The sequence below is a fragment of the Undibacterium sp. Ji83W genome, from assembly GCF_049340385.1.
In the GTDB taxonomy this organism is placed as follows: Bacteria; Pseudomonadota; Gammaproteobacteria; order Burkholderiales; family Burkholderiaceae_D; genus Undibacterium.
Map to the genome: position 1 here is coordinate 149,449 of NZ_JBMPOZ010000007.1, position 22,957 is coordinate 172,405.

Sequence of the window (22,957 nt, forward strand, 5' to 3'; positions counted from 1 at the left end):
TGATAAATCGCATTGCTAGATAAATTCATATTTTTTGGGAAAACTCTATGCCTCCAGTATCGTCGCGCAACAAGCTTGAATCGATTGAATTTTTTGCTCCTCCGTTCAGAAAACTTTCGAAAACGGTTATCGTATTCGCAGATCGTTTCACTGTTATTGCAGGCCACAACGGCATCGGCAAGTCGACAATACTCGGTTTAGTCTCAAATACATTTGGCCTACCTAGAGGTCCTAAGAGTTACTTCGGAGATCCCTTTTACGCCAATATTGAGCGAATCGTATACTTGGACATGAGTGAAGTTGACAAGGCGAAAGAACATCCTGCGTCAGCCCCAATTGTCACCGCAACCTATGCTGGAGTATCTATCAGCAAACGGTGCGCTATGACGCATCGAAGTGAATGGCACCGGGCACGAGTTGTACCAAGGACAGTAGAAGATCATAAATTAAGAAGCTCTGACACTGAGCAAGCACAAGCAGTGGGAAATGATGCAAAAGTACCTCTTCCACTAATTTTTCTCGGCGTTAAACGCTTAGCATCCGTAGGTGAAGCACCTGAGAAAGATGTTACAAGTAAGTCAATGTCAATGCATCTAGAAGACAAAGAACTTCTGGCAGGCTTTGTTCGTTCTGTCATATTAGGCAGCGACGTCACTAACAATATAACTCATCAGACTATAAAAGGGTCTGGCAAAAAAACCGCACAGCCAGGATATGTATCTCATCCCGCACTCGCAATATCAATGGGGCAAGATAGCTTAGGAAGCATCGGCACTGCACTGGCTTCATTCAATCGATTGAAGCGAGAGCTGGGGGACGAGTACAAAGGCGGAATATTGATTATTGACGAGCTTGATGTAGGCTTCCATCCCCATGCCATTGACAGACTAACACAAGCCCTAAAAACATTTGCTAACCGACTTAATCTACAGATCGTAGCCACAACTCATTCACCTAAACTAATTGCTGCAATCCACCCTGAAGGAACGGGAATCGCAAAATCTCCAGACAAAGTGATTTATCTAGTAGATACCAGACATCCTCGTTTGGCAGAAGATCAGTCTTTGGATGCAATTCTTGGAGATATGGCGCTAATGCAATCTGACATTAGCGCACCACCACGAAGAAAACCTGCTTTGTGCGTGTACTTCGAAGACGCTGAAGGCGCTCAGTTTTGCGATGCACTAATTTCTGGTCATAAGCGCGGTGCCATAGGTAAAAAGCATGGTGTGCAAATAAAGTTAGTTCCGCTTGGCGTTGGTGGCTCCAATTTGATCGGATTACCTGACAAGGATCCAATATTCAAAGACCGTGTACTCATAGTCGACGCGGATACTTCTATTCCAAATAAGGCATCTAAGAGGGGAAATACACTTAAGCTTCCATGTGTTTTAGGTGCTAGCGGAACAGATCGGTCTCCTGAAAATACAATCAAGAAATTCCTCCGTGAAGCTGCAAACGCTTCGGAGGGTCCACTTTACGATGCAATGTTAAATTTCAATATAAAAAATCCTAGTAGCGATAAAATTACAAACACCTTTTTTGGCAGCGGAATTGATTTGGGTAACAACCGGGACAGTAGCAAAAGTTGGTGGAAGGACCACTGGGAAAGATTGGTTTCCTGGAGAGTACTCGACCAATGGGCAAAGTGCTATCCGAAAGAAGTAGCTGCGTTTATAGACAATTTCGAAGCCGCCGTTGCCTCTACCGCTAAGCGAATCACGTAAAATGGTACAGTTAACCATTCTTTCCAGCGACCTCAAGGTCGCAAGCTATGTATTCCAATAAGCTATACACCCCTCTGCGCTACCCAGGCGGCAAAGCACGCTTTGCACCGCTGATTGCTTCTGTAATGAAGGCAAGCGGTTTAGATGGCGGTCACTACCTCGAACCTTACGCAGGCGGTGCAGGAGTCGCTCTCTTCCTATTATTTGAAGGAGTCGTCGATCAAATCCACATCAACGATGCGGATCCGGCCATTGCAATTTTTTGGAGAATTGCCACACAGGAGCCTGAAACACTAATCAAAATGATAAGTACAGAACAAGTCACAATGGATGCTTGGCACCATTGGCGTGACGTTATGTTAGGCAAAACGCCAAGTTCCGACCTTGAAAAAGGGTTTGCAACTCTTTTTATGAACCGAACGAATCGTTCTGGAATCTTGAAAGGCGGGGTGATCGGAGGCAAAGATCAAGCTGGCATATACAAGGTAGGGGAACGATTCATGCGCGAGGAGCTTTGTGTTCGCCTTGAGCGTATCAGGTCGCATGCAAAACAGATAAACGTTTACGAGCAGGATGCACATCAGTTGCTACTAGAGTGCCACCGCTTTTTACCGCTCAGATCCTTAGTTTATTTGGATCCCCCTTACTACGTTAAAGGTGCTGGGCTATATCGCAATTTCTATAAGCATGATGACCATGTGAAGATTGCGAAGCTTTTAGCTAGTTCACGTTTTCGGCGCCCATGGGTTGTATCTTATGATAATGTAGTTGCAATTCATGATATGTACGCATACGCGCAATCCGTAACGTATGGTCTGAATTACACCGCACAACGAAGGTACGAGGGTTCTGAAGTCATGTTTTTTAGTAAAAAAATTCAACTACCAAGTGAAAAGCAACATGAAATTTCAATGAAGATTACGAACCTTGCTGCTTAATCTGTTAACAGGTAAGGTAGATGTCCCCGAGAGCTCCTTTGATGGGCGCACGCCTATTTAGCGGTCGCCAAAGGCAATGCTGGTGTGTTGGCTACCATAGCCGAAATAATGAATCGCCGACTCCAGCTTTCGGGTTATAAGCCAGTAAAATGTACAGCAACACTCCGACCTCACGACTCTGGATCAAACCCAAATACTCTAAGCTCCTGATCACATCGACAGGCTTTGGCGATACGTGCGGCCCAGGCGATGGCGTCTTCTCTTGAGGGAAGCTCAAGTACCGTGAAGCCGCCATTGAGTGGAGGTGCCCACGGATAGCCGCCTTCAGCGACTGCGCCATTGGCTGACACCAGAACGGGCGGTGCTGTTTCATCAATGCCACCTGCGAAAACGTAGACGCCTGCTTCCTTTGTCTCGCGTATCACGGCATGGGCATCTCGCCCCACCGCCTCCATCTCACTATCGGGTACCTTCATTGCAGCGCTGGGGAATGAAATGAGATACTTTGCCATGATCTTCTTTCTCCAAGAATTTTGCGGTTATGACTACAACGAATAAAGTTGGTCGAAAAGTTAGCCGACGTCATCGTATCATTCAAGGGTCAGCATGCCCCTTTTTTTGACAGGAACATGCCAATCCCGATTCAATTTTACAAAAATCGTGCAATGGAAATTTGGGAGGCGATACGATAGGAGCGAGGTTCCCTACTACTCTATGGAAACCTCCATATCTTGAAACATCATCGCAGCAATAAATCTGTTGAGAATTTGCTGCTTTTTTTCGTCAGAAAAACTTGATGAAGAAAGCTCGCTATTCCATCGTTGAATAACATTCTTTTCTAAAAGAACACAAGGGTACACGCCTCCCACAAAACCGATATCAATTTTCAAAGTCAATACATTTTCTCCCTCTCGATATTCAACATGATAACGATCAATCACTTGAACAATGAAGCCCTCATCACTTTCTACACCCTGTTTATTCAGCCATTTAAACATTTTTTAACTCTCTAATATGGCAATGTCCTGCCCTATTCAACCGTGACGCTTTTGGCTAAATTTCTTGGCTTGTCTACATCCGTCCCTCTTGCCAGTGCAGTGTGGTAAGCCAGCAATTGCAACGGCACTACGTGCAGTATCGGTGACAGTTGACCGTAGTGTTCTGGCAGACGGATGACGTGTACGCCTTCGCTGGAGGTGATGCGGGAGTCGGCGTCGGCGAAGACGTAGAGTTCGCCGCCGCGGGCGCGGACTTCCTGCATGTTGGACTTGAGTTTTTCTATCAGTGTGTCGTTGGGGGCGACGGTGACGACGGGCATTTCCTTGGTGACCAGGGCCAGGGGGCCGTGTTTGAGTTCACCTGCGGGATAGGCTTCGGCGTGGATGTAGGAAATCTCTTTGAGTTTTAATGCACCTTCGAGGGCGATGGGGTAATGCAAGCCGCGACCGAGGAAGAGTGCGTTTTCTTTGCGGGCGAATTCTTCTGCCCAGGAAATGATTTGCGGTTCCAGTGCCAGCACGGCGCTGATGGCGACGGGCAGGTGGCGCAGGGCGCGTATGTGTTCTGCTTCATCTGTCTCACTGAGGCGGCCTTTGCTTTGTGCAAGGGACAGTGCCAGCAGGAAGAGTGCTGCAAGTTGTGTGGTGAAAGCCTTGGTGGAGGCGACGCCGACTTCTACACCAGCATGGGTGATGTATGACAAGGCGCATTCACGCACCATGGCGCTGGTGGCGACGTTGCAGACTGTGAGTGTGTGCAGCATGCCCAGGCTGCGTGCATGTTTCAGCGCAGCCAGGGTGTCTGCTGTCTCGCCACTTTGCGAAATAGTGACGACGAGAGCATTGGGGTTGGGCACGCTTTCGCGGTAGCGGTATTCGCTGGCGATTTCTACATTGACGGGGATTTTTGCTATTGCTTCTATCCAGTATTTGGCCGTCAGGCCAGCGTAATAGCTGGTGCCGCAGGCGAGTATCAATACAGAATCTATCTGCTTGAAGACTTTGTAGGCACCGTCGCCAAACAGCTCGGGCATGATGCTGATGACGCCTTCTAGCGTATCGGCAATTGCACGAGGTTGCTCGAAGATTTCTTTTTGCATGTAGTGGCGGTATGGGCCCAGCTCTGCTGCGCCGCTGTGGGCGTGCACGGTTTTTACTTCGCGCTGGACGGATTTTCCTTCGCTATCGACTATCCATACTTTTTGCAATTGCAGGTCGACTACATCACCTTCTTCGAGATAGATGATCTGGTCGGTGGTGCCTGCGATTGCCATGGCGTCGGATGCGAGGAAGTTTTCGCCCTGGCCTACGCCGACGATGAGAGGGGAACCCTGGCGTGCACCGACGACGCGGTGGGGTTCGTCGCGGCAAAATACGGCAATCGCAAATGCACCGGTCAGGCGCTTGATGGCGATTTGCACGGTCTCGAACAGGTCACCACTGTAGAGGTGGTCTATGAGGTGGGCGATGACTTCGGTGTCGGTCTGGCTTTCAAAGACATAGCCAGCCTGTGTCAGTTCTGCGCGCAGTTCTTCATGGTTTTCTATGATGCCGTTGTGTACCAGGGCGATGCGTTCGCGCGAGAAATGCGGGTGGGCATTTGATGAAGAAGGTGCGCCATGGGTGGCCCAGCGGGTGTGGGCGATGCCAGTGAAACCGGCAAGGCCAGACTGGTCTATCTGTGCCTGCAGGTCGGCCACGCGGGAGGTGCTGCGTGAGCGTTGCAAGTTGCCGTCGACATGCAGGGCAACGCCGCACGAATCGTAGCCACGGTATTCAAGCCGCTTCAAGCCTTCGAGCAAAACGGGAGTGATATTGCGTTGAGCAACTGCGCCGACGATACCGCACATGGTGACCTCTGATAAAGAATGAATATGTGTTCATGCTAAAGCAGATAGCTTGATATTTTCTTTCAAAATTTACTTATTATTGAAATTTATAGGACATCAATTTTCTATTTGAACTATTATTTCAATATATAAGAAAATTTGGAATTATCAATCACATGTTGACCATCAATGAGCTGGATGAACTGGATAAACGCATTTTGCAGCAATTGCAAAAAGATGCCTCGCTGACCAATCATGAGCTGGCCTTGCGGGTGCATGCGTCTGCACCTACCTGCCTGCGGCGCGTGAAGCGGCTGACGGATGAAGGGATTATCAGCCGCCAGGTGGCGTTGCTGGATGCCAGCAAGCTGGGGGCGGGCCTGACTGCGATAGTCGAAATCACGCTCGACCATCAGGCCACGGAGAAGCTGGTGGAATTTGAGCAGTTGGTGGCGCAGGAGGGGTCGGTGCAGCAATGTTACCGCGTGTCGCAGGGGCCGGATTTTGTGCTGGTGATACAGGTGGCAGACATGGCGGCTTATCATGCGCTGGCGCACAGGCTGTTTGCTACGCATGCGAATGTGCGTAATGTGCGTAGTTTTTTTTCTATCTTGCGTAGCAAGTTTGAGACGGCAATCGCTCTATAAGGACTTATACGAAATTGTCCGGGGAAGGTTTCAACGAGGACGTATGCTTTCTTTTAATACACTCGCCGGATAGTAACGTTGAAAGCCCTTCCAGACTGCGCCAGACTTGGCGACCTGCTCCAGCATGTCTTTGAGTGATGCTGTGTCTTCCACGCTCAGTGATTTTTTGGAAATATAGGCACCGCTGTCGCTCCAGGGCAGCTCTGGAATAGGTTCGAAACGCAATTTATCGAGCATATCCTGCACACGCACGTCGTCCATGATGTTGCCTGCAATGATGGATGGCGCCATGATGGTAAGGTCAGCAATGCCGGACTTAAGCAAACGTGCGACCGACACAACGTCGGTATCAAGGTATAGCCTTCCTTGCCTGGTAAGCTCTTTGATAATGTCTTGATAGGCGGGGCCATAGTCAAATCCCCGTACCAGCGCAACTTTCAGGTCTTTCTTGTCAAGCAGGTCTTGTGCCGATGTGATGGCAGGACGATTACCATCAATGGAAATAATGGTAGCGCGGTTATAAATCATGGCGATGAAAATGCCGTGTTCGTCACGCTTGGGGGTGCGGCCAGCGGGGATCAACAAGTCTGCCCGGCCGGTTTCAAACAGGAGTTCCTGCCTGGCTCTGGGTACGGCAGACAAGGCAAATTTGCAGGCTTCTTTTTCCATGAGGCTGCGCAGCATATCTGGATAAATGCCGTCAATCTGCTCACCATTGATGATGACGCTGCGCCCTGTCGGGGCGACGGGCACATTGATCACGCGCGAACAGGCTGCAAAAGTCTGCGCTGCAAAAGCAAGCAGAACAGCAAACAATACTATCCGTATTACAGCAGTATGCATCTGCAACCTCATCAATATTTGCACACTCATGTTCATACTATAAAAGCAGTCATTCCAAACGCCGGTTACTTGTCTAACGCGGGCGATTTCCTTCTTTCAGCACTTCTGGTTTGTAGTAACGTAAAAAACCTTTCCATACCACGCCTGAACGGGCTGCGCGCTCCATCATGTCTTGCAGGGCATTGCGGTCATCCTGGCTCAGGCTTTTCTTTGACAGGTAGATGCCGCTATCGCTCCAGGGTAATTCAGGCAGGGGGTCAAACCTGAGTTTGTCGACCATGTCTTCTACCCTGACATCTCCTTGCACCGCACCGGCAAAAATATAGGGGGCCATGATGGAAAGGTCAGCCATGCCCGCTTTTAATACCCGGGCTGCAGATACGGTATCGGACTCGACAACCAGCCTGCCCTGTTTTTGTAGTTCTGCGATGATGGCCTGATATGCCTCGCCGTAGTCAAAACCACGCACGACAACAACTTTCAGATTCTTTTGTTCCAGCAATTCTTGCTGGTTATGTATGACAGGACGCGCAGACTGCAGGGAAACCAGGGTGGCACGCGTATAGATCAGGGGAATGAAAAAGCCAAGCTCATCCCTCCTGGGAGTGCGTATGGCAGGGAACAGTACATCCGCCTGGCCGTTTTCAAACATCACTTCCAGGCGCGCACGGGGTACGGCTGAGAATTGAAACTGGCAAGTTTCTTTGGAAGACAGGCTGCGAAAGATATCAGGATAAATACCCGTGACACTATCACCATTGACGATCACGCTAAAACCCAGCGATGTGACAGGCGCATTGATAACACGTGAACAGGCAGCCTGGGCATGCAAAGACAAATGGCTCAGTAACAACACCAGGACAACACGCACAGCATGGCACTTTGTCAGCATACTCATCAAGATTCACCTTGATCATGAACCAGTACACGATAGATCATAAAGATGCTTTACGGCAAGCACGATTACGGTCAAAAAAGTCACTCTTTGTCACATAAAGCAAATAAGCTGCTTTCCGAGAGAATTTCTATCTTGCCATAAGCAAGGCGGATCAAACCATCTTGCCTGAAAAATCTTAATTCTTTCGATAAAGTCTGGCGTGTCATACCCAGCATCATGGCCAGCGCTTCCTGGGTAACCGGTACCATGGCATGGCCATCTTGTTGGCGATTTGCCACCTCAGCCAGCAGCAACAAACGACGCGCCACCCGGGCACGTACCGAACGCAGGCCAGCATCTTCGACTATGCCATATAGCAGGCGTATGCGTCTTGCCAGCATGCGGGTAATCGCGGTGGCAAAGGAATTGCGCTGCATGAGGCTGCGGAAAACTTGCGGCTCCAGCACCAGCAACTCCACTTCAGTTAATGCGGTTGCATCATGGGTGCGCGGCAAATCATCGATAAGAGAAATTTCACCGAACCAGGTGGCTGCTTCCAGAAAGATGAGTATGGCTTCACGCCCTTCTGCGCTGAGGGTGGACATCTTGATGCTGCCACTGAGCAAGGCATAAAAACCGCTGGGCTCATCCCCCTGGCGAAACAACATTTCACCGGGTCGCAAGCGCAAATGTTCACAAGAGACTAACATGGTCTTACGGTCTGTCACAGGCAGGCTGGCGAACCAGGGATCGGCCAGCAGGATGCTCATCAAATTTGCTTGTGATGCCATGAAAGAATCGTCGCCCGTATGAATAGATGAGGTGAATTGTAAAGTATTTGACAGTTACGCTTGAAAACTGCGTTTAAGGTATGTCTATTAAGTCTATACGTCTAATCAGGGAGTATTCAAATGCAACAACGCGCGCAATTTGTCCGCATGGAGGACAGTACCCAGGAAGACTGGCAAATCATTGGTGGCGAGTTCAAGCATTTTGTCCAGGGATTGCCTGACAGGGTCATGCAACACCTGCGTTTGCTGGAGGGGGACTACGGCGGTTTCCCGATAGACCGCTTTACCCATTCGCTGCAAACCGCCACACGTGCCTTGCGGGAAGGCCGTGATGATGAATATGTCTGTTGCGCTCTGTTGCATGACATAGGCGACACGCTGGGATCATTCAACCATCCTGATATCGCCGCCGCCATCCTGAAACCTTTTGTCAGCGAAGAAAACCTGTGGATGGTGCAACACCATGGCATATTCCAGGGTAATTACTTTTTCCATCACATAGGCATGGACAGGGACATGCGCGAGCAATTCCGGGCGCACCCGCATTTTGAACGTACGGCAGAGTTTTGCGCCTTGTACGACAACCCTTCTTTTGATGCGCATGCAGAGACTTTTCCGCTGGTTGAGTTTGAACCCATGCTGACCAAGCTGTTCAGCCAGCCGCGTAATACCATCTACAAAGCAGCTGTCAGCGCCAACAACGACAAATAATCACAAGGACTTACACAAAATTGCCGCAACGCAGTGGGGCGGTTTTGTATAAGCCCAAGTCACAAAAAAACAACACTGGAGACAATATGCATATTCCCTCAGTCAAGGATCAGGTCAGCGCAGAAGAATGGCAATTACGTATTGACCTGGCCGCCTGTTACCGGCTGGTTGCTGCTTATGGCTGGAGCGATCTGGTATTCACTCATATCAGTGCACGCATCCCCGGGCCTGAGCATCATTTCCTTATCAACCCTTATGGTTTAATGTTTGATGAAATCACGGCGTCCTCTCTGGTGAAGGTGGATCAGCAGTGTAATAAGGTGATTGACTCCCCCTTTCCAGTGAATCCGGCTGGCTTTGTCATCCATAGTGCCGTGCATGCTGCGCGTGAAGATGTGCAATGTGTTTTGCATACGCATACACGGGCCGGTGTTGCCGTCAGTGCACAAAAATGTGGTGTGCTGCCGCTGTCGCAACAATCAACTTTTGTGCTGGCGTCGCTGGCTTACCATGATTATGAAGGGGTTGCCTTCAGGGAAGATGAAAAACCACGCTTGCAAGCTGACATGGGACAGGCTAACTTCCTGATGTTACGCAATCATGGTTTATTGACAGCGGGCAAGTCGATCGCCGACGCCTTCCTGTCCATGTACACCTTTGAAGCGACTTGCCAGATACAACTGGCAGCGCAGGCGGGTGGGGAACTGGTCCATGTGAATCCCCTCATTGTCAAAGGGGTGTCAGAAGCCATGCGCGTACAGACAGGTGGACTGGGTGGTGCCTTTGTCTGGCCCTCCCTGATACGCAAACTCGATCGCATGGATGAAAGCTATAAACTATGAAGGCAAAGCACAAGGTCGTTGTCATTACCGGCAGTTCAGATGGAATAGGAGCAGAAATAGCGCGTCAACTGGCCAGGAAATATGGCCCCAGCCTGGCACTGGTGCTGGCGGCACGCAATGAAGAAGCACTCAAGAAAGTCGCTGCCGAATGCAAGGCCTTTGGCGCTGTCTCTCTGGTCGTCAAGACTGATGTCAGTGTAGAGGCCAATTGCCGCCATCTGATAGAAGCAACAGTAGAACAATTTGGCAGCATTGATGTGCTCATCAATAACGCTGGCAAGTCAGCCCAGGCGCTGCTGGAAGAGGTGGATAACCTGGGCTGGTACCAGGAACTCATGCGTATCAATTTCTGGGGCAGTGTCTGGTGTACCCATGCCGCCCTGCCTCACTTGAAAAAATCGCGTGGCAGCATCGTCGCCGTATCTTCACTGGCTGGCCTGATCGGTGTGCCTGGCCGCACTGCGTATAGCGCCAGCAAATTTGCCATGGGCGGTTTTTTTGAATGCCTGCGTTCTGAATTGAAAGAAGCTGGCGTCAAGGTGACGCTGGCCTATCCAGGCGTGGTTGCTACCCAGATCCGTTATAACGGCTATAACGCGGCGGGTGAAGCAGCGGGCAAGAGCGGTTTGAAAGAAGACGATGCCATGTCGATAGAAGAATGCGCATCGCTGATCATCCGTGGCTACGAGCGTGGCGACCGTGAAGTGGTCATGAGCTTCAAGGGCAAGCTGGGACGCTGGCTGAAACTGATAGCACCGGGCCTGGTCGAAAAGATGGCGATGGCGGCTTTGAAGAAGGAAGTCAGGCCACACTGATCTGGCCAAGTCCAAACATAAAAGCCCTGAACTGCTTGGCAGTTCAGGGCTTTTTCTCATCAAATCAAAAAATCAGAAACGATGTTGTATACCAACTGTCGCCGATGTCTGGTTTGTCGCGAAACCTGCATCATCACGTGACACGCCAGTCAGCTTGTTATTGCTGGCCTTGGCATAGCCTGTGGCGATATAGATATCAGTACGTTTCGACATCGCATACTTGGCGCGCAATACCAGCATGCCCGGATCAGCATCTGCACCAGCAGCAACATTCTTGATGTCCTGATAGTAGTAGACGCCAGTCAAAGTCCAATCTGGAGTGACTGAATAATTCGCACCCAACCAGAGTGTGTCACTGCGTTGATCTGCAGCACCTGTTGCCAGGGTTTTCTTGAAATTGCGGTAGCCAGCAAATACTTTGGCAGGGCCAAAATCATAAGACCCACCCAGGTGCAATACCTTGGCCTGGTCGTAAGAACCATTGGCTATCGGTGCGCTATTGTTTTGCTCGTAAGTGATAACTGCAGCCCATGGGCCATCAAATGCACTTGCAGCAACGATGTATTTGGCATTGCCTGAGGTATTGCCAGCGACTTCACCAAAACCATAGGTTGCGCCCAGTTTGTAGCCTTTGCCGTCATATTGATACTTGAGCAAATTGGATACACCAGTCAGCATGCCGTCTTTGCGGTTGCCAGTGGCACCGGCAGAGGTTGCCCAGGAATATTGCGGTGCATAACCCATAGGGTCAAATGGCAAGATGAAATCATAGGTAGTGCTGTAAGACCGGCCAGCAATGATGCGGCCAAAATCACCTTGCAGGCCGACATTGGCCTGACGGCCAAAGATATCGCCATCTGAAGCACCAGTGTCGAGCAAGACGCCGCCTTCAAGTTGCATGATGGCTTTCAAACCGCCACCCAGGTCTTCACTGCCGCGCAAGCCAAAGCGCGAAGTGTTCATGCCACCGCTATTGAGTTTGAACTGGCTGCCCTTGTTCGCGTCAGCGTTGTTGTTGTAAGTGATATTGGCATCAATGAGGCCATAGATAGTGACGCTGGTTTGCGCATGCGCTGCAGTTGCCAAGCATGCCAGTGTGGCCGCGCCGAGTAACTTCTTCATCGGTGTTCTCCTATAGAAATTTTTTGTTTTGCAGACAACATGCGTGTCATGTGGTCGGTTCACATGCTAAGGAGTACAAGCTTTCAGTTGCCTTTCTAAGCCGGACTCACTTATCAAATCGGCATTATACTGTTGTGAAATTGCCTCCTGGTGTGCTCGCTATGGTTCGCTACGGTTCACTATGGCTTGCTATGGCTCACTGCGGCCCTCATACACCATAGACAGAAATTTTCTGTTTTTCCAGAACTCATTTCACGCCAGTTTTTTCAGGCTTCACGCCAAATTTCTGCCACTGATCTCATACCGGTGGTGACTTGCGCGACCAGGCCTTAATCTGACATTGCCGTACCAGACAACACACAAACAAACACACACAGATTATTAACTTAATGGAGTCCATCATGAAAAACCTCTTTACTACAACCACGATCAAAACCGTATTGCTTGCCGCCAGTATTGCCACTCTTACTGCCAGCAATGCCATGGCTTTCTCGGAAACTGAATTCAAGTCTGCCGTCAAACAACTGGTCAACACACCAATCATCAGCCAGGAACAATATGTCGCCAATGCAGTCAGCGCCTGGTTGAATCAGGATTACATCAATTCGCTGGCACAAGCAGAAATAGATGCCAGCAGAACAGCCAACCTGCAAGCAGCAAGTACCTTCAACAATTTGCTGAAACAGGAACCAGGTAATCCTTTGTTGATGTCATATGCTGGTGCGGCGACTGCCAAGTCTTCATTGGATAAATTCGCCAAAGGTGAAAAAACCACGGCACTGGAAGATGGTACTGCCCTGGTCGAGCAGGCACTGCAACTGGCCAACAATAGCCAGGCCATGCATGGTAGCGTGCCGGTTGCATTGGAAGTACGCTTTGTTGCAGCAAGCACTTATCTGGCTGTGCCAAAAACCATGAATCGTCATGACAAGGGTGAGCAATTGCTCAAAGATGTTATCGATGCCCAGCAGTTTGCGCAGACTGATGTGAACTTCCGTGGTGCTGTGTGGATGCGTGCTGCAACTTTGGCAGCAGAGAAAAATCGTGCCGATGAAGCGAAAAAATATCTGAATGAGATATTGAAAAACAATGCACCGCAAGCCCAGAAAGCTGCGCAGTTATTGCAAACATTGTCCTGATTTTTTGACGGACTTTTTGATGCACTTCGTGGATGCGGCCAGCTTACGACTGGCCGCTACACCACTATTTTTACTTCTTGATTTTGACTGGTCGTTGCCAGCCATCTATGGTGATTTGCTTTGCACGTGATACGGTGAGCTTGCCTGCAGGTGCATCCTTGGTGAGTGTGGTACCCGCACCCAGTGTCGCGCCCTTGCCTACCCGCACTGGTGCCACCAGTTGTGTATCACTGCCGATGAAAGCATCGTCCTCGATGATGGTACGGGATTTATTCACTCCATCATAATTGCAGGTAATCGTGCCTGCGCCGATATTGACGCGGCTGCCTATGGTGGCGTCACCGATATAGGCCAGATGATTGGCCTTGCTATGCGCAGCGATCTGGCTGTTTTTGACTTCGACAAAATTACCGATATGCACATCCTCTGCCAGCTCAGTCCCTGGCCGCAATCTGGCATAAGGGCCTATCTGTGATTTGGCACCGACTACCGCATCTTCTATGTGACAGAAGGCCTTGATGGTGCTGCCTGCAGCAATGCGCGCATCCTTGATGACGCAATTCGGGCCTATCGTCACGCCATCTTCCAGATGGACTTCACCGATAAAGACACAGCCTACATCGATAGAAACATCGCGCCCACATTGCAGGCTACCACGCACATCTATGCGCGCCGGGTCATACAGGCCCACGCCTTGCTCCAGTAATTTGAGGGCGATATTTTTTTGATGTGTGCGTTCCAGCTCGGCCAGTTGTACCTTGCTATTGACGCCCAGGGTTTCCCAGATTGCATCTGGCTGGGCTGAAACGACCTCCACGCCATCGGCCACTGCCTGGGCGACGATGTCGGTCAGATAGTATTCGCCCTGGGCGTTCTTGTTGGATAAATTGCCCAGCCATTTTTGCAGATGTGCAGTTGGTATGGACATGATGCCGGTATTGGTTTCTGTGATCTGGCGCTCAGTCTCATTGGCATCTTTTTGTTCGACGATGCGTTTGATGACGCCTTCGTCCCTGACGATGCGGCCAAGACCGGTCGGGTCTGCCATGTCCACCGTCAATATGCCCAGCTTGTCTTTGCCAGCTGCTGCGATCAGGCGTGCCAGGCTGGCTGGGGTAGTCAATGGTACATCGCCATACAGGACCAGGGTAGGCTGGTTGACATCCAGCACAGGCAAAGCCTGGGCGACGGCATGGCCGGTACCCAGTTGGGGTTCTTGCAGTGCAAAGCGCAAGTCTGCGGCAGCAACGCTTGTTGGCACCTGTTCGCCACCATGACCATAGATCACGCAAATATTGCTGGCCCGCAGCTGGCGCGCAGTGGCGATCACATGGTTCAGCAGAGGCTTGCCTGCCAGCGTGTGCAAAACCTTGGGCAAAGAAGACTGCATGCGTTTGCCCATGCCTGCAGCAAGAATGACGACGTTCATAGTAGGTGAATATAAGTTGAAATCCACAAAAGTTTATCACGTGCAGCTTTGCTGAACTTTATGAAAGACTTGCTAAAGATTTACCTCAGACTTGCCAAATTGCTTATTGCACTATGTACTGGAAACAAAAATGTACAATTCCTACTGCTTTTCCGGCACGACTCCATGTACAATTGAGAATAATTATCATTTAGAATGAGCAAGAATAAATTCATGCAAGCAGGTACGGACAATTTATCGCAACAACAAAGCAGGGCTTTCTGGTTGCGCCATTTACATCAATGGCATTGGATCAGTTCAGCACTTTGTCTGATTGCCATGATCCTGTTTGCTGCCACCGGCATCACTCTGAATCACTCTGCACAGATAGAAGCCCACCCTGTGGTGAGCAAGAAAGAAGGCAGGTTGCCGCTGGCTTTATTGTCGCAATTGAATGCACTGAAAAATACCGATGATGCGCCTATACCCGACGACGTCAGCGACTGGCTGGCGCAAGACCTGGGTGTCAAGCTCAGTGGACAGGTACCAGAATGGTCGCCAGAAGAAGTGTATGTCGGCCTGCCCCGCCCCGGTGGCGATGCCTGGTTGCGTATTGCTCTGGACAATGGTGAGATTGAATATGAACTGACCAGCCGTGGCTGGATTGCATATTTCAATGACTTGCACAAAGGCCGCAACACCGGCACCGCCTGGAACTGGTTTATTGATGTATTTGCCGTGGTCTGCCTGATTTTTTGTGTGACTGGCCTGTTCCTGCTGAAGATGCATGCAGGCAAACGCCCGAGTACCTGGCCAGTGGTGGTATTTGGCCTGGTATTGCCACTCATACTCGCCCTGATGTTCATCCACTGATTATGGGACTTACGCAAAACCGCCCCAGCTGCGTTGCAGCTCCTAGCCGTACTATAAAAGTACTGTCTTCGTCGCTGCGCCTTGCTGGGACAATTTTGCGTAAGTCCTTGCTTATTTAAAAGATTTAAACCGTTCACTCTTTGTTCTTAATAAGGTTGTATATCCATGCGTAAATTGCTCCCTTTTGCCATCACCAGTTTGCTGGGTGTCCCGGCCATGAATGTAGTCGCGGCTGACCTGACTTTGAAAGTCGAAGTACCGCGTCTGAATGTGGCTGAATATCACAAACCCTATGTGGCAATCTGGCTGGAAAAACCAGACCAGACATTTGCTGGCAACCTGGCGATCTGGTATGACTTGAAAAAACGCGACAATGAAGGCACGAAGTGGTTGAAGGACATGCGCCAATGGTGGCGTCGTAGTGGCCGTGAATTGCAGATGCCGGTCGAAGGCGTCAGCGGTGCTACCCGTACCACGGGCGAGCAAACCCTGAGCTTTGCGGGTGACAAAGGTGTATTGGCCAAATTGCCAGCTGGTGACTATCAACTCATCGTCGAAGCTGCGCGTGAAGGCGGAGGCCGTGAAGTCGTCAAGCTGCCATTCCAGTGGCAGGCCAAAGGTGAACAAAACCTGAAAGCTCAGGGCACCAGTGAACTGGGCGCGATTGCCGTCACCATTAAATAATAGATGCGCTAATAGACACTCCCATAGACACGCTCATAGACACGTAAACTAGGCTCAAGGACCGTCATGAAAAATTTAAAAAAAATCGCCCTCTTCTCAGCTCTGGCTTGCGCAGCTTTCACTGCCCAGGCGCACCGTGCGTTTCTGGTGCCATCGTCGACCATCGTTGCTGGCAACACGCCATGGGTCACGGTTGATGCGGCTGCTGCCACCGACGTCTTTGTTTTTGATCACAATGCATTGAAGCTCGATAACCTGTTCATCACCGCACCAGATGGCACATCGCTGAAACCGGAAAATGCCAGCACAGGCAAATTCCGCAGCAGCTTTGATGTCAAGCTTGGCCAGACTGGCAGCTACAAGATAGGCCTGTTGAATGAAGGCCTGTTCGCCAGCTATAAAGAAGAAGGCAAGGTCAAACGCTGGCGCGGTACGGCAGAAACATTTGCCAAGGAAGTGCCCGCCAATGCCGAAGAACTGCAAGTCACACAACGCAGTGGCCGCGTTGAAACTTTTGTCACCAATGGCAAACCCGGTGGCAAGTCCATGGATATCACCGGCAACGGCCTGGAGTTGAGTGGTGCCACCCATCCTAACGATCTGGTCGCTGGCGAAACTGCCCAGTTCCGCCTGACGCTGGATGGCAAACCTGCAGCCAAAGTCAATGTCACGCTGATTGCTGGCGGCTTGCGTTATCGCCAAAAGCTCGATGAAAAAACTTTCGTCACTGACAGCGACGGCAAGTTCAGCATCACCTGGGCCAATCCCGGTTTGTACTGGATGGAAGCAGAAATCAAGGATGACAAACAAGTCAAAGCTCCGGCTAAATCCAGAGTTGCCAGCTATGTAGTAACACTGGAAGTCTTGCCGCAATAATCCTTATCAATACTTTGTAAATATGCGTCGTGTTTTTATACCGCTGGATGTGGCGGAACCACAAATCCCGCCTGCCCATGCCATCAGCTATGTACTTAGTGGCAAAAGCATGGGAACCAGCTGGACTGTGCAGCTACTACTCTTGCCGCATCACGACGCACAGGAATTGCAGGCGGGCATAGAGGCAGAGTTGAACCAGGTCGTCATGCAAATGAGTACCTGGGACCCAGCCTCGCATTTATGTGAGTTCAACCGTACACCGGCGCATAGCTGGCAATCCTTGCCGCCGGAATTTTTCAAGCTGGTGGATTACAGTTTGTACCTGTCGCAACAGACTGCCGGGGCTTACGATATCACGGCAGGCAAGCTGGTTGATCTATGGGGCTTTGGTGCCACAGGCAAGCGCGATAGTGCACCAACAGAAACTGAAATCAACATTGCCCTGCAAGCTGGCAACTGGAAGTCACTGGAACTGGACCATGTGAACCAGCGCCTGCGCCAGACTGGCACGGGCACCAGCAGCATCGCGCTGGACTTATCGTCGATTGCCAAGGGCTTTGCGCTGGATCAGATCGCCCGCTATCTTGATGCGAATAAAATCACCAGTTACCTGATAGAACTGGGTGGCGAGTTACGCGGACTGGGCATGAAAAAAGACCAGTCGCCCTGGTGGGTCAGGATAGAAAGCCCGGCCAATACTCATGAAAAGCTGGACAAGGAATATCTGGTCGCCCTGCACGGCTTGTCGATTGCTACTTCCGGTGATTACCGCCAGTATTTTGAACAGGATGGCCGCCGCTATGCGCATACGCTTGATCCGCGCACTGGCTATCCGGTAGATAGTGATCTTGCCTCGGTCACAGTATTGCACCCTGAATGCATGGTGGCAGATGCCATGGCAACTGCGTTGACAGTGCTGGGTTGCGCAGCAGGTCTGGAGTATGCCAATCAACATCAGATCGCTGCCTTGTTCCTGCAAAGAACGGCTGCTGGTTTCGAAGAAAAAATGAGCAAGGCTTTGAGTGCCATGCTGGATTAATCACGTATGCGCCTGCCTTCTTTAAGCTGGATGAACCGTATCAGCCTGGCCCTGACGCTCTTATGCGTCGCCAGCTTTTTTCTCCCCTTGCCAGCACAAAAACAATTCAGCACTGCACTGGTCGCTATCAGCTACCTGAGTTTTTGCCTGCAAACCATGCGCAGGCATAAAGATGAACTAGCCACCCAACATCATGGCTTTAGTGCTGAGCTGGATCAAGCCAATACACAAAGTGTACTGATTGCCTATGCAAGCCAGACCGGTTTTGCCGAACAGATCGCCATCAAAACTGCACAGCATTTGCAAGACGCCGGCATGAGCATTGCCGTCAGCAGCCTGGCAACTATCAAACCTGAAAGCCTGAGCAAGACCAGCCGCATATTATTTATTCTCAGCACCACCGGCGAAGGCGATGCACCCGACAATGCAGCGGCCTTCACCCGCCTGGTCATGAACCATAAAATCGATTTATCCCATTTGCATTTCGCCATACTGGCATTGGGTGACAGGCATTATCAGCAATTCTGTGCCTTTGCGCACAGGGTAGATCTGTGGCTAAAACACCAGCAGGCGCATAGTCTGTTCGACATGATAGAAGTCGACAATGGCGATGAAGGTGCGCTACGCCATTGGCAGCATTATCTGGGTCTGCTCAGTGGCCATACCGAGATGGCAGACTGGAGCAAGCCTGGTTACCAGGACTGGATCTTGACTGAAAGAGAATTGCTCAATCCCGGCAGCCTGGGTGGGCCTGCTTATCGGATCGCCTGCATCCCGGCGCAAAATGCTGGCAGTGCTGACTATCTCTGGCAGGCGGGTGATATTGCTGAAATTGGTCCTGATTATCCGCCAGAGACTAATGCAGTCAATAATATGGCCGAGCGCCCTGCCCTGCCACATCGTGAATATTCCATTTCGTCCTTGCCCGCCGATGGTAAGCTGGAATTGCTGGTACGCCAGATGCATAGACCTGATGGCAGCCTGGGCATAGGTTCGGGCTGGCTGACAGCCTATGCTGAAATCGGACAGCGCATCAAACTGCGCATACGCGAGAACCGCAACTTCCATACGCCAGCACAAGACTGCCCACTGATCCTGATCGGCAACGGAACCGGACTGGCGGGTTTGCGCGCCCACATCAAGGCACGCGCAGCCCATGGTCAATTACACAATTGGTTGTTTTTTGGTGAAAGAAATGAAGCACATGATTTTTTCCATCGTGAAGAAATTGCGGCCTGGCAAACCAATGGCGTACTCAATAAAGTGAACCTGTGCTTTTCGCGCGACCAGGCTGAACGCCGCTATGTACAGCATGCCATACAAGAGCAGCAGGCAGACATCCTGAAATGGGTGGAACAAGGTGCTGCAATTCTTGTCTGTGGCAGTCTGCAAGGCATGGCAGAAGATGTGCACCAGACCTTGAGTAATCTGCTGGGTCTGGATAAACTGGAACGCATGGCAGAGTTGGGGCTGTACAGACGGGATGTGTATTAGGCGCAGGACGCTTTTTCCTGATTGAACTGGGATCATCAGGAAATAGAACGTCCGTACCGCAATTCAATTTTGCAACACTTGTTGCAATTCCCTACATGAAATTCATGTCTTTTTTCATATACATTGTTGTACGATAGCGTTTGCCCGTTTTTGTTAATATATTTACGGGTTTATTTTTGACACGGCAATGCTAGGCTATAGCGCTATAGTGTTGCTGAAATCCGTACTCATAACAGGGCTCACCCATCATGGCAGACGTCACCACCATACTCAATACTGGCAGCAGCAAGAACCGCGTTGATATTGTCTTTGTTGCCGAAGGTTATACCGCAGCCGAGCGTGCCAAGTTCTTGACTGACGCACAAAAATTTCTCGACAGTATGCTCGGTGATTCGAATGCCAAACTGAATGCGCCATTCTCATCGTACAAAAACCTGTTCAATGCCAGCGCCATTTTTGTCGCCTCTGCACAATCAGGCACTGACCAGCCTAACCAGAATATCAGCGTCAATACTTATTTCGATGCCACCCAGCACGGCAGTGACGGGCGTTTGCTGTATGGTGACTTTTCCAAAGTGGATACGGTCGTCAACAGTGCCGTCGCCAGCAATGCGCACGAGCTGGTGGTGGTGCTGGTAAATACCGCCTTGTACGGTGGCGCTGGCGGCTCGATTGCCTGGGCATCTGCCGGTAACCTGTCGTCTGCTGAAGTAGTGTTGCATGAAATTGGCCACAGCTTTGCCGGTCTGCAGGATGAGTACGTCGACACATCCATTTCCAGCAACTACCCAACGACAGATCCTGGTTTCCTGGCCAGCCCCCATGTCACTGATTCGCTGAGCCGCATACCCTGGTCCGCATGGCTGGGTTACCAGGATGGTGACCTAGGCGTCGTCGGCACTTATCAGGGCGGTTATTACCGTAGCTCGGGTATCTGGCGCGCAACCCAGGATTCAAAAATGAATCATCTGGGCGTGGCGTTCAGCGCTCCTGAAAAAGAAGCCTTTGCGCTGAAATATTATGCCGCCATCGGTGACTATCTGGATCTGTATTCCAGCATACCCGGTGTTTATCAGCCATCGGTGCCAGACAGCAGTTTGCTGGCCTATACCTGGAAGATAGGCGGTAACACCGTCAATACCACAGACAAAGTCTATTTTGATGCCTATGGCTCTGGTGCCTACAAGGCTGGCGCCAGCCTCAGCCTGACGACCATAGACAGTACCGGCTACATACGCAAAAACCTCAGCAGCACGCAGCAGACTGAAACCACCACGCTGGACAAAACTATCGTCAATGTCAGCGGTGCCGCCAGCAGCCTGAATGGCAACAACACTATCTTCCAGTTTGATGGCAGCAACAATACGATAGGCCTGAGTGCGCCTGAGTCTGTGCGTTATGACTATATTGATGGCGGCGCAGGTATCGACACCCTGGTCATCAACGCCAAACTGGGTACAGGTGGCGGCAGTTATTTTGTCTGGGAAATCGGCAACAACACCATGTTGCTGGGTAATCAGAATGCGGCTTACTGGGCTGCCCACAATGTAGAAAAAATTCAGTTCACTGACTACATCGTGAATACCACGGTGTATGACAATGCCCACACCATCAAGACCGGGGAATTGAAGGCGCTGGAAGAATTGTATGTGGCTTACTTCAACCGTGTGCCTGATGCGGACGGCCTGGATTACTGGATCACTCAGTTCAAATCTGGCATGAGCTTCAAGCAGATAGGCGATGCCTTCTTCCTGGCGGCTGCCCAGTTCCCGGCACAGACTGGTTATAGCGCCAGCCTCAGCAATACTGATTTCATCAATATCATTTATAAAAATGCCATGGGCAGGTCAGGTGGTGCTGACGCTGCGGGTCTCAAATACTGGCTCAATGAACTGGATACCGGTATACAAAGCCGTGGCTCCATGGTCAGTGCCGTACTGGCAGGCGCACGTGCTTTCACAGGCGACGCAACCTGGGGTTGGGTCGTCAATTTACTCGATAATAAAATCAAGGTTGCCAACCAGTTTGCTGTTGAATGGGGCTTGAATTTCCTGACGCCTGAGGCATCCATCACGAATGGCATCGCGATTGCCTCTGCAGTCACGGCCACTGATACTTCGGTAGCGATTGCACTGGTAGGTATTTACGATGGGCAAATACAATTTGCCTGATGTCTGGCTTGATGTTTTGCCTGATAAAGTAGTAATAAAGCCACCCCAGGGGGCTTTATTACTTGACGATACCTGCATGTATCGCAGTCTGGCCATCACTCCAGAATACCTTCTGGACGATGGAATTGATGAGCCATTGCCCACTGGATTTGCTCACGCCAAATTGATACAGGCAATGCGTATGCAGGGTCTGGCCTTCTGCATTCTTGCGAAAAATAACCGTCGAGACTTTTGCCTTGGCCGCATCACCTGATAATTCAATTTCAGTATTACCACTCAGATGATGGGTCTGCAAGTCTTGCAAGGCAATGCGGCGTAATTCTGCATAATGCTGATTACTCATTTGCTCAGGCGGCGTGCCGCGCAAGTCTGAGTAATCAGTATGGATGGAACTGGCGAGGCAGGCGCTTAAGGCGTCCCAGTCTTTCAGGTCAAAGCTATTGGCGAACCTGGCCAGCAGGTTTTGAATGGCATGCAAGTCAGCGCTCATAAACTTATTTCAAGATGGAAGAAACCACACCGACCAGCTCCCATCCCAGTATCAAATGCTGGTCGGCGTCCAGATGCACGCCATCATATTCACTGGAAGTGACGACGCTGCCAGCATCAAAGAAGTGGCAGCCTGCAGCAGCGGCAACTTCTTTATAGGCATCGGCCAGACCAGTACATTTTTCTTCACAGCCAATAAACTTGGGCGCAATCGCGCCCTTGGGTATGCGTGGCGGTGGTGGTACCACGATGAGTATGGGCGGGACCTGCATACCCGGCTCTATCGGTGCCTGGCGTATGGTATTGATAATCACAGCCAATCCTTGTGAGGATAACCAGGCATCATTTTGATGCATGGACTGGAAATCATTAATGCCCAGCATGACGATCACCAGTGACAACGGTGTCAGGGTTTCTACGCGTTGCGCCAGACCCTGCGAACCATTGCGCCCTGGCTTGAAGGGATCTTCCCACACAGTGCGGCGGCCATTCAGGCAATCTTCCACTACGCGCACATGCTGGTCGGCGCTATTGAGGCCGATTTCCAGTACACCTGGCCAGCGCTCTTCAAAGTTCAGACGTTTGCGTGTCGTCGGGATCAAGCCCCAGGACAAAGAATCACCGTAGACCAGTATGTGCCGCAT

23 protein-coding genes are annotated in these 22,957 nt (G+C 50.6%); 13 read left to right on the forward strand and 10 right to left on the reverse strand.

The features are described 5' to 3' along the window. Positions 1–47 precede the first annotated feature (47 nt). Together ACO0LD_RS13945 and ACO0LD_RS13950 are read left to right on the forward strand one after the other, a co-directional pair. The gene (locus ACO0LD_RS13945) at positions 48–1,727 is read left to right on the forward strand and encodes an AAA family ATPase (RefSeq protein ID WP_423007741.1); all 1,680 of its coding nucleotides are present in this window, start codon (positions 48–50) and stop codon (positions 1,725–1,727) included. A 47-nt stretch (positions 1,728–1,774) separates the two neighbouring features. After that, entirely contained in the window at positions 1,775–2,665 is an 891-nt protein-coding gene (locus tag ACO0LD_RS13950) for a DNA adenine methylase (protein WP_423007743.1), read from the forward strand. 170 nt (positions 2,666–2,835) lie between these two features. Here the strand turns inward: ACO0LD_RS13950 and ACO0LD_RS13955 are convergent, their stop codons facing one another. From ACO0LD_RS13955 to glmS, 3 genes are all read right to left on the reverse strand, one after another. Further along, on the reverse strand, positions 2,836–3,177 hold the full coding sequence (locus ACO0LD_RS13955) for a YciI family protein (protein WP_423007745.1): 342 nt from the start codon (positions 3,175–3,177) through the stop codon (positions 2,836–2,838). Positions 3,178–3,372: 195 nt separating this feature from the next. Next, positions 3,373–3,663 carry a hypothetical protein gene (locus ACO0LD_RS13960; protein ID WP_423007747.1) on the reverse strand — a complete coding sequence of 97 codons (291 nt, stop codon included), beginning with the start codon at positions 3,661–3,663 and terminating at the stop codon, positions 3,373–3,375. A gap of 32 nt (positions 3,664–3,695) precedes the next feature. After that, entirely contained in the window at positions 3,696–5,513 is a 1,818-nt protein-coding gene (glmS, locus tag ACO0LD_RS13965; RefSeq protein ID WP_423007749.1) for a glutamine--fructose-6-phosphate transaminase (isomerizing), read from the reverse strand. Positions 5,514–5,668: 155 nt separating this feature from the next. Between glmS and ACO0LD_RS13970 the strand changes: the two genes are divergently transcribed. Continuing rightward, on the forward strand, positions 5,669–6,139 hold the full coding sequence (locus ACO0LD_RS13970; protein ID WP_423007751.1) for an Lrp/AsnC family transcriptional regulator: 471 nt from the start codon (positions 5,669–5,671) through the stop codon (positions 6,137–6,139). Between the two features lie 30 nt (positions 6,140–6,169). Here the strand turns inward: ACO0LD_RS13970 and ACO0LD_RS13975 are convergent, their stop codons facing one another. The 3 genes from ACO0LD_RS13975 to ACO0LD_RS13985 all read right to left on the reverse strand — a co-directional run bounded on the left by ACO0LD_RS13975 (position 6,170) and on the right by ACO0LD_RS13985 (position 8,629). Further along, on the reverse strand, positions 6,170–6,982 hold the full coding sequence (locus ACO0LD_RS13975) for a substrate-binding periplasmic protein (protein ID WP_423007753.1): 813 nt from the start codon (positions 6,980–6,982) through the stop codon (positions 6,170–6,172). A gap of 73 nt (positions 6,983–7,055) precedes the next feature. Beyond that, positions 7,056–7,880 carry a substrate-binding periplasmic protein gene (locus ACO0LD_RS13980; protein ID WP_423007755.1) on the reverse strand — a complete coding sequence of 275 codons (825 nt, stop codon included), beginning with the start codon at positions 7,878–7,880 and terminating at the stop codon, positions 7,056–7,058. Between the two features lie 80 nt (positions 7,881–7,960). Next, positions 7,961–8,629 (reverse strand): Crp/Fnr family transcriptional regulator, encoded by a 669-nt coding sequence (locus ACO0LD_RS13985; RefSeq protein WP_423007757.1) that lies wholly within the window; start codon positions 8,627–8,629, stop codon positions 7,961–7,963. 141 nt (positions 8,630–8,770) lie between these two features. Here ACO0LD_RS13985 and ACO0LD_RS13990 point away from each other — a divergent pair, with 141 nt between their 5' ends. The 3 genes from ACO0LD_RS13990 (at position 8,771) to ACO0LD_RS14000 (ending at position 11,018) form a co-directional block, all read left to right on the forward strand. Continuing rightward, on the forward strand, positions 8,771–9,361 hold the full coding sequence (locus ACO0LD_RS13990; RefSeq protein WP_423007759.1) for an HD domain-containing protein: 591 nt from the start codon (positions 8,771–8,773) through the stop codon (positions 9,359–9,361). An 86-nt stretch (positions 9,362–9,447) separates the two neighbouring features. Continuing rightward, a complete protein-coding gene (locus tag ACO0LD_RS13995; protein WP_305263242.1) occupies positions 9,448–10,203 on the forward strand; it encodes a class II aldolase/adducin family protein in 756 nt (251 codons plus the stop codon). Then, positions 10,200–11,018 carry an SDR family oxidoreductase gene (locus tag ACO0LD_RS14000; protein WP_423007761.1) on the forward strand — a complete coding sequence of 273 codons (819 nt, stop codon included), beginning with the start codon at positions 10,200–10,202 and terminating at the stop codon, positions 11,016–11,018. The genes ACO0LD_RS13995 and ACO0LD_RS14000 overlap by 4 nt, the downstream gene beginning before the upstream one ends. A 72-nt stretch (positions 11,019–11,090) precedes the next feature. Here ACO0LD_RS14000 and ACO0LD_RS14005 read toward each other — a convergent pair whose 3' ends face one another. Then, on the reverse strand, positions 11,091–12,140 hold the full coding sequence (locus ACO0LD_RS14005) for a porin (protein ID WP_423007763.1): 1,050 nt from the start codon (positions 12,138–12,140) through the stop codon (positions 11,091–11,093). Positions 12,141–12,541: 401 nt separating this feature from the next. On the opposite strand from ACO0LD_RS14005, the gene ACO0LD_RS14010 reads away from it, so the two are divergent. Then, complete coding sequence (locus ACO0LD_RS14010; RefSeq protein WP_423007765.1) at positions 12,542–13,279, forward strand: hypothetical protein; 738 nt, start codon at positions 12,542–12,544, stop codon at positions 13,277–13,279. Between the two features lie 70 nt (positions 13,280–13,349). Here the strand turns inward: ACO0LD_RS14010 and glmU are convergent, their stop codons facing one another. Beyond that, positions 13,350–14,708, reverse strand: a complete 1,359-nt coding sequence (glmU, locus tag ACO0LD_RS14015; protein ID WP_423007767.1) for a bifunctional UDP-N-acetylglucosamine diphosphorylase/glucosamine-1-phosphate N-acetyltransferase GlmU — start codon at positions 14,706–14,708, stop codon at positions 13,350–13,352. Positions 14,709–14,903: 195 nt separating this feature from the next. On the opposite strand from glmU, the gene ACO0LD_RS14020 reads away from it, so the two are divergent. The 6 genes from ACO0LD_RS14020 (at position 14,904) to ACO0LD_RS14045 (ending at position 21,824) form a co-directional block, all read left to right on the forward strand. Beyond that, positions 14,904–15,560, forward strand: coding sequence for a PepSY-associated TM helix domain-containing protein (locus ACO0LD_RS14020; RefSeq protein ID WP_423007769.1), 657 nt, complete (start codon positions 14,904–14,906; stop codon positions 15,558–15,560). Positions 15,561–15,725: 165 nt separating this feature from the next. Continuing rightward, complete coding sequence (locus ACO0LD_RS14025; protein WP_423007771.1) at positions 15,726–16,244, forward strand: DUF2271 domain-containing protein; 519 nt, start codon at positions 15,726–15,728, stop codon at positions 16,242–16,244. A 66-nt stretch (positions 16,245–16,310) separates the two neighbouring features. Continuing rightward, the gene (locus ACO0LD_RS14030; RefSeq protein ID WP_423007773.1) at positions 16,311–17,120 is read left to right on the forward strand and encodes a DUF4198 domain-containing protein; all 810 of its coding nucleotides are present in this window, start codon (positions 16,311–16,313) and stop codon (positions 17,118–17,120) included. 22 nt (positions 17,121–17,142) lie between these two features. Continuing rightward, positions 17,143–18,159: an FAD:protein FMN transferase gene (locus ACO0LD_RS14035; RefSeq protein WP_423007775.1), complete on the forward strand. Its 1,017-nt coding sequence runs from the start codon at positions 17,143–17,145 to the stop codon at positions 18,157–18,159. A 6-nt stretch (positions 18,160–18,165) separates the two neighbouring features. Continuing rightward, positions 18,166–19,653: a sulfite reductase subunit alpha gene (locus tag ACO0LD_RS14040; RefSeq protein ID WP_423007777.1), complete on the forward strand. Its 1,488-nt coding sequence runs from the start codon at positions 18,166–18,168 to the stop codon at positions 19,651–19,653. A gap of 248 nt (positions 19,654–19,901) precedes the next feature. Then, positions 19,902–21,824 carry a M64 family metallopeptidase gene (locus ACO0LD_RS14045; protein ID WP_423007779.1) on the forward strand — a complete coding sequence of 641 codons (1,923 nt, stop codon included), beginning with the start codon at positions 19,902–19,904 and terminating at the stop codon, positions 21,822–21,824. 58 nt (positions 21,825–21,882) lie between these two features. Here ACO0LD_RS14045 and ACO0LD_RS14050 read toward each other — a convergent pair whose 3' ends face one another. Next, positions 21,883–22,314, reverse strand: a complete 432-nt coding sequence (locus ACO0LD_RS14050) for a nuclear transport factor 2 family protein (protein ID WP_423007781.1) — start codon at positions 22,312–22,314, stop codon at positions 21,883–21,885. Between the two features lie 4 nt (positions 22,315–22,318). Continuing rightward, positions 22,319–22,957 (reverse strand): SGNH/GDSL hydrolase family protein, encoded by a 639-nt coding sequence (locus ACO0LD_RS14055; protein WP_423007783.1) that lies wholly within the window; start codon positions 22,955–22,957, stop codon positions 22,319–22,321.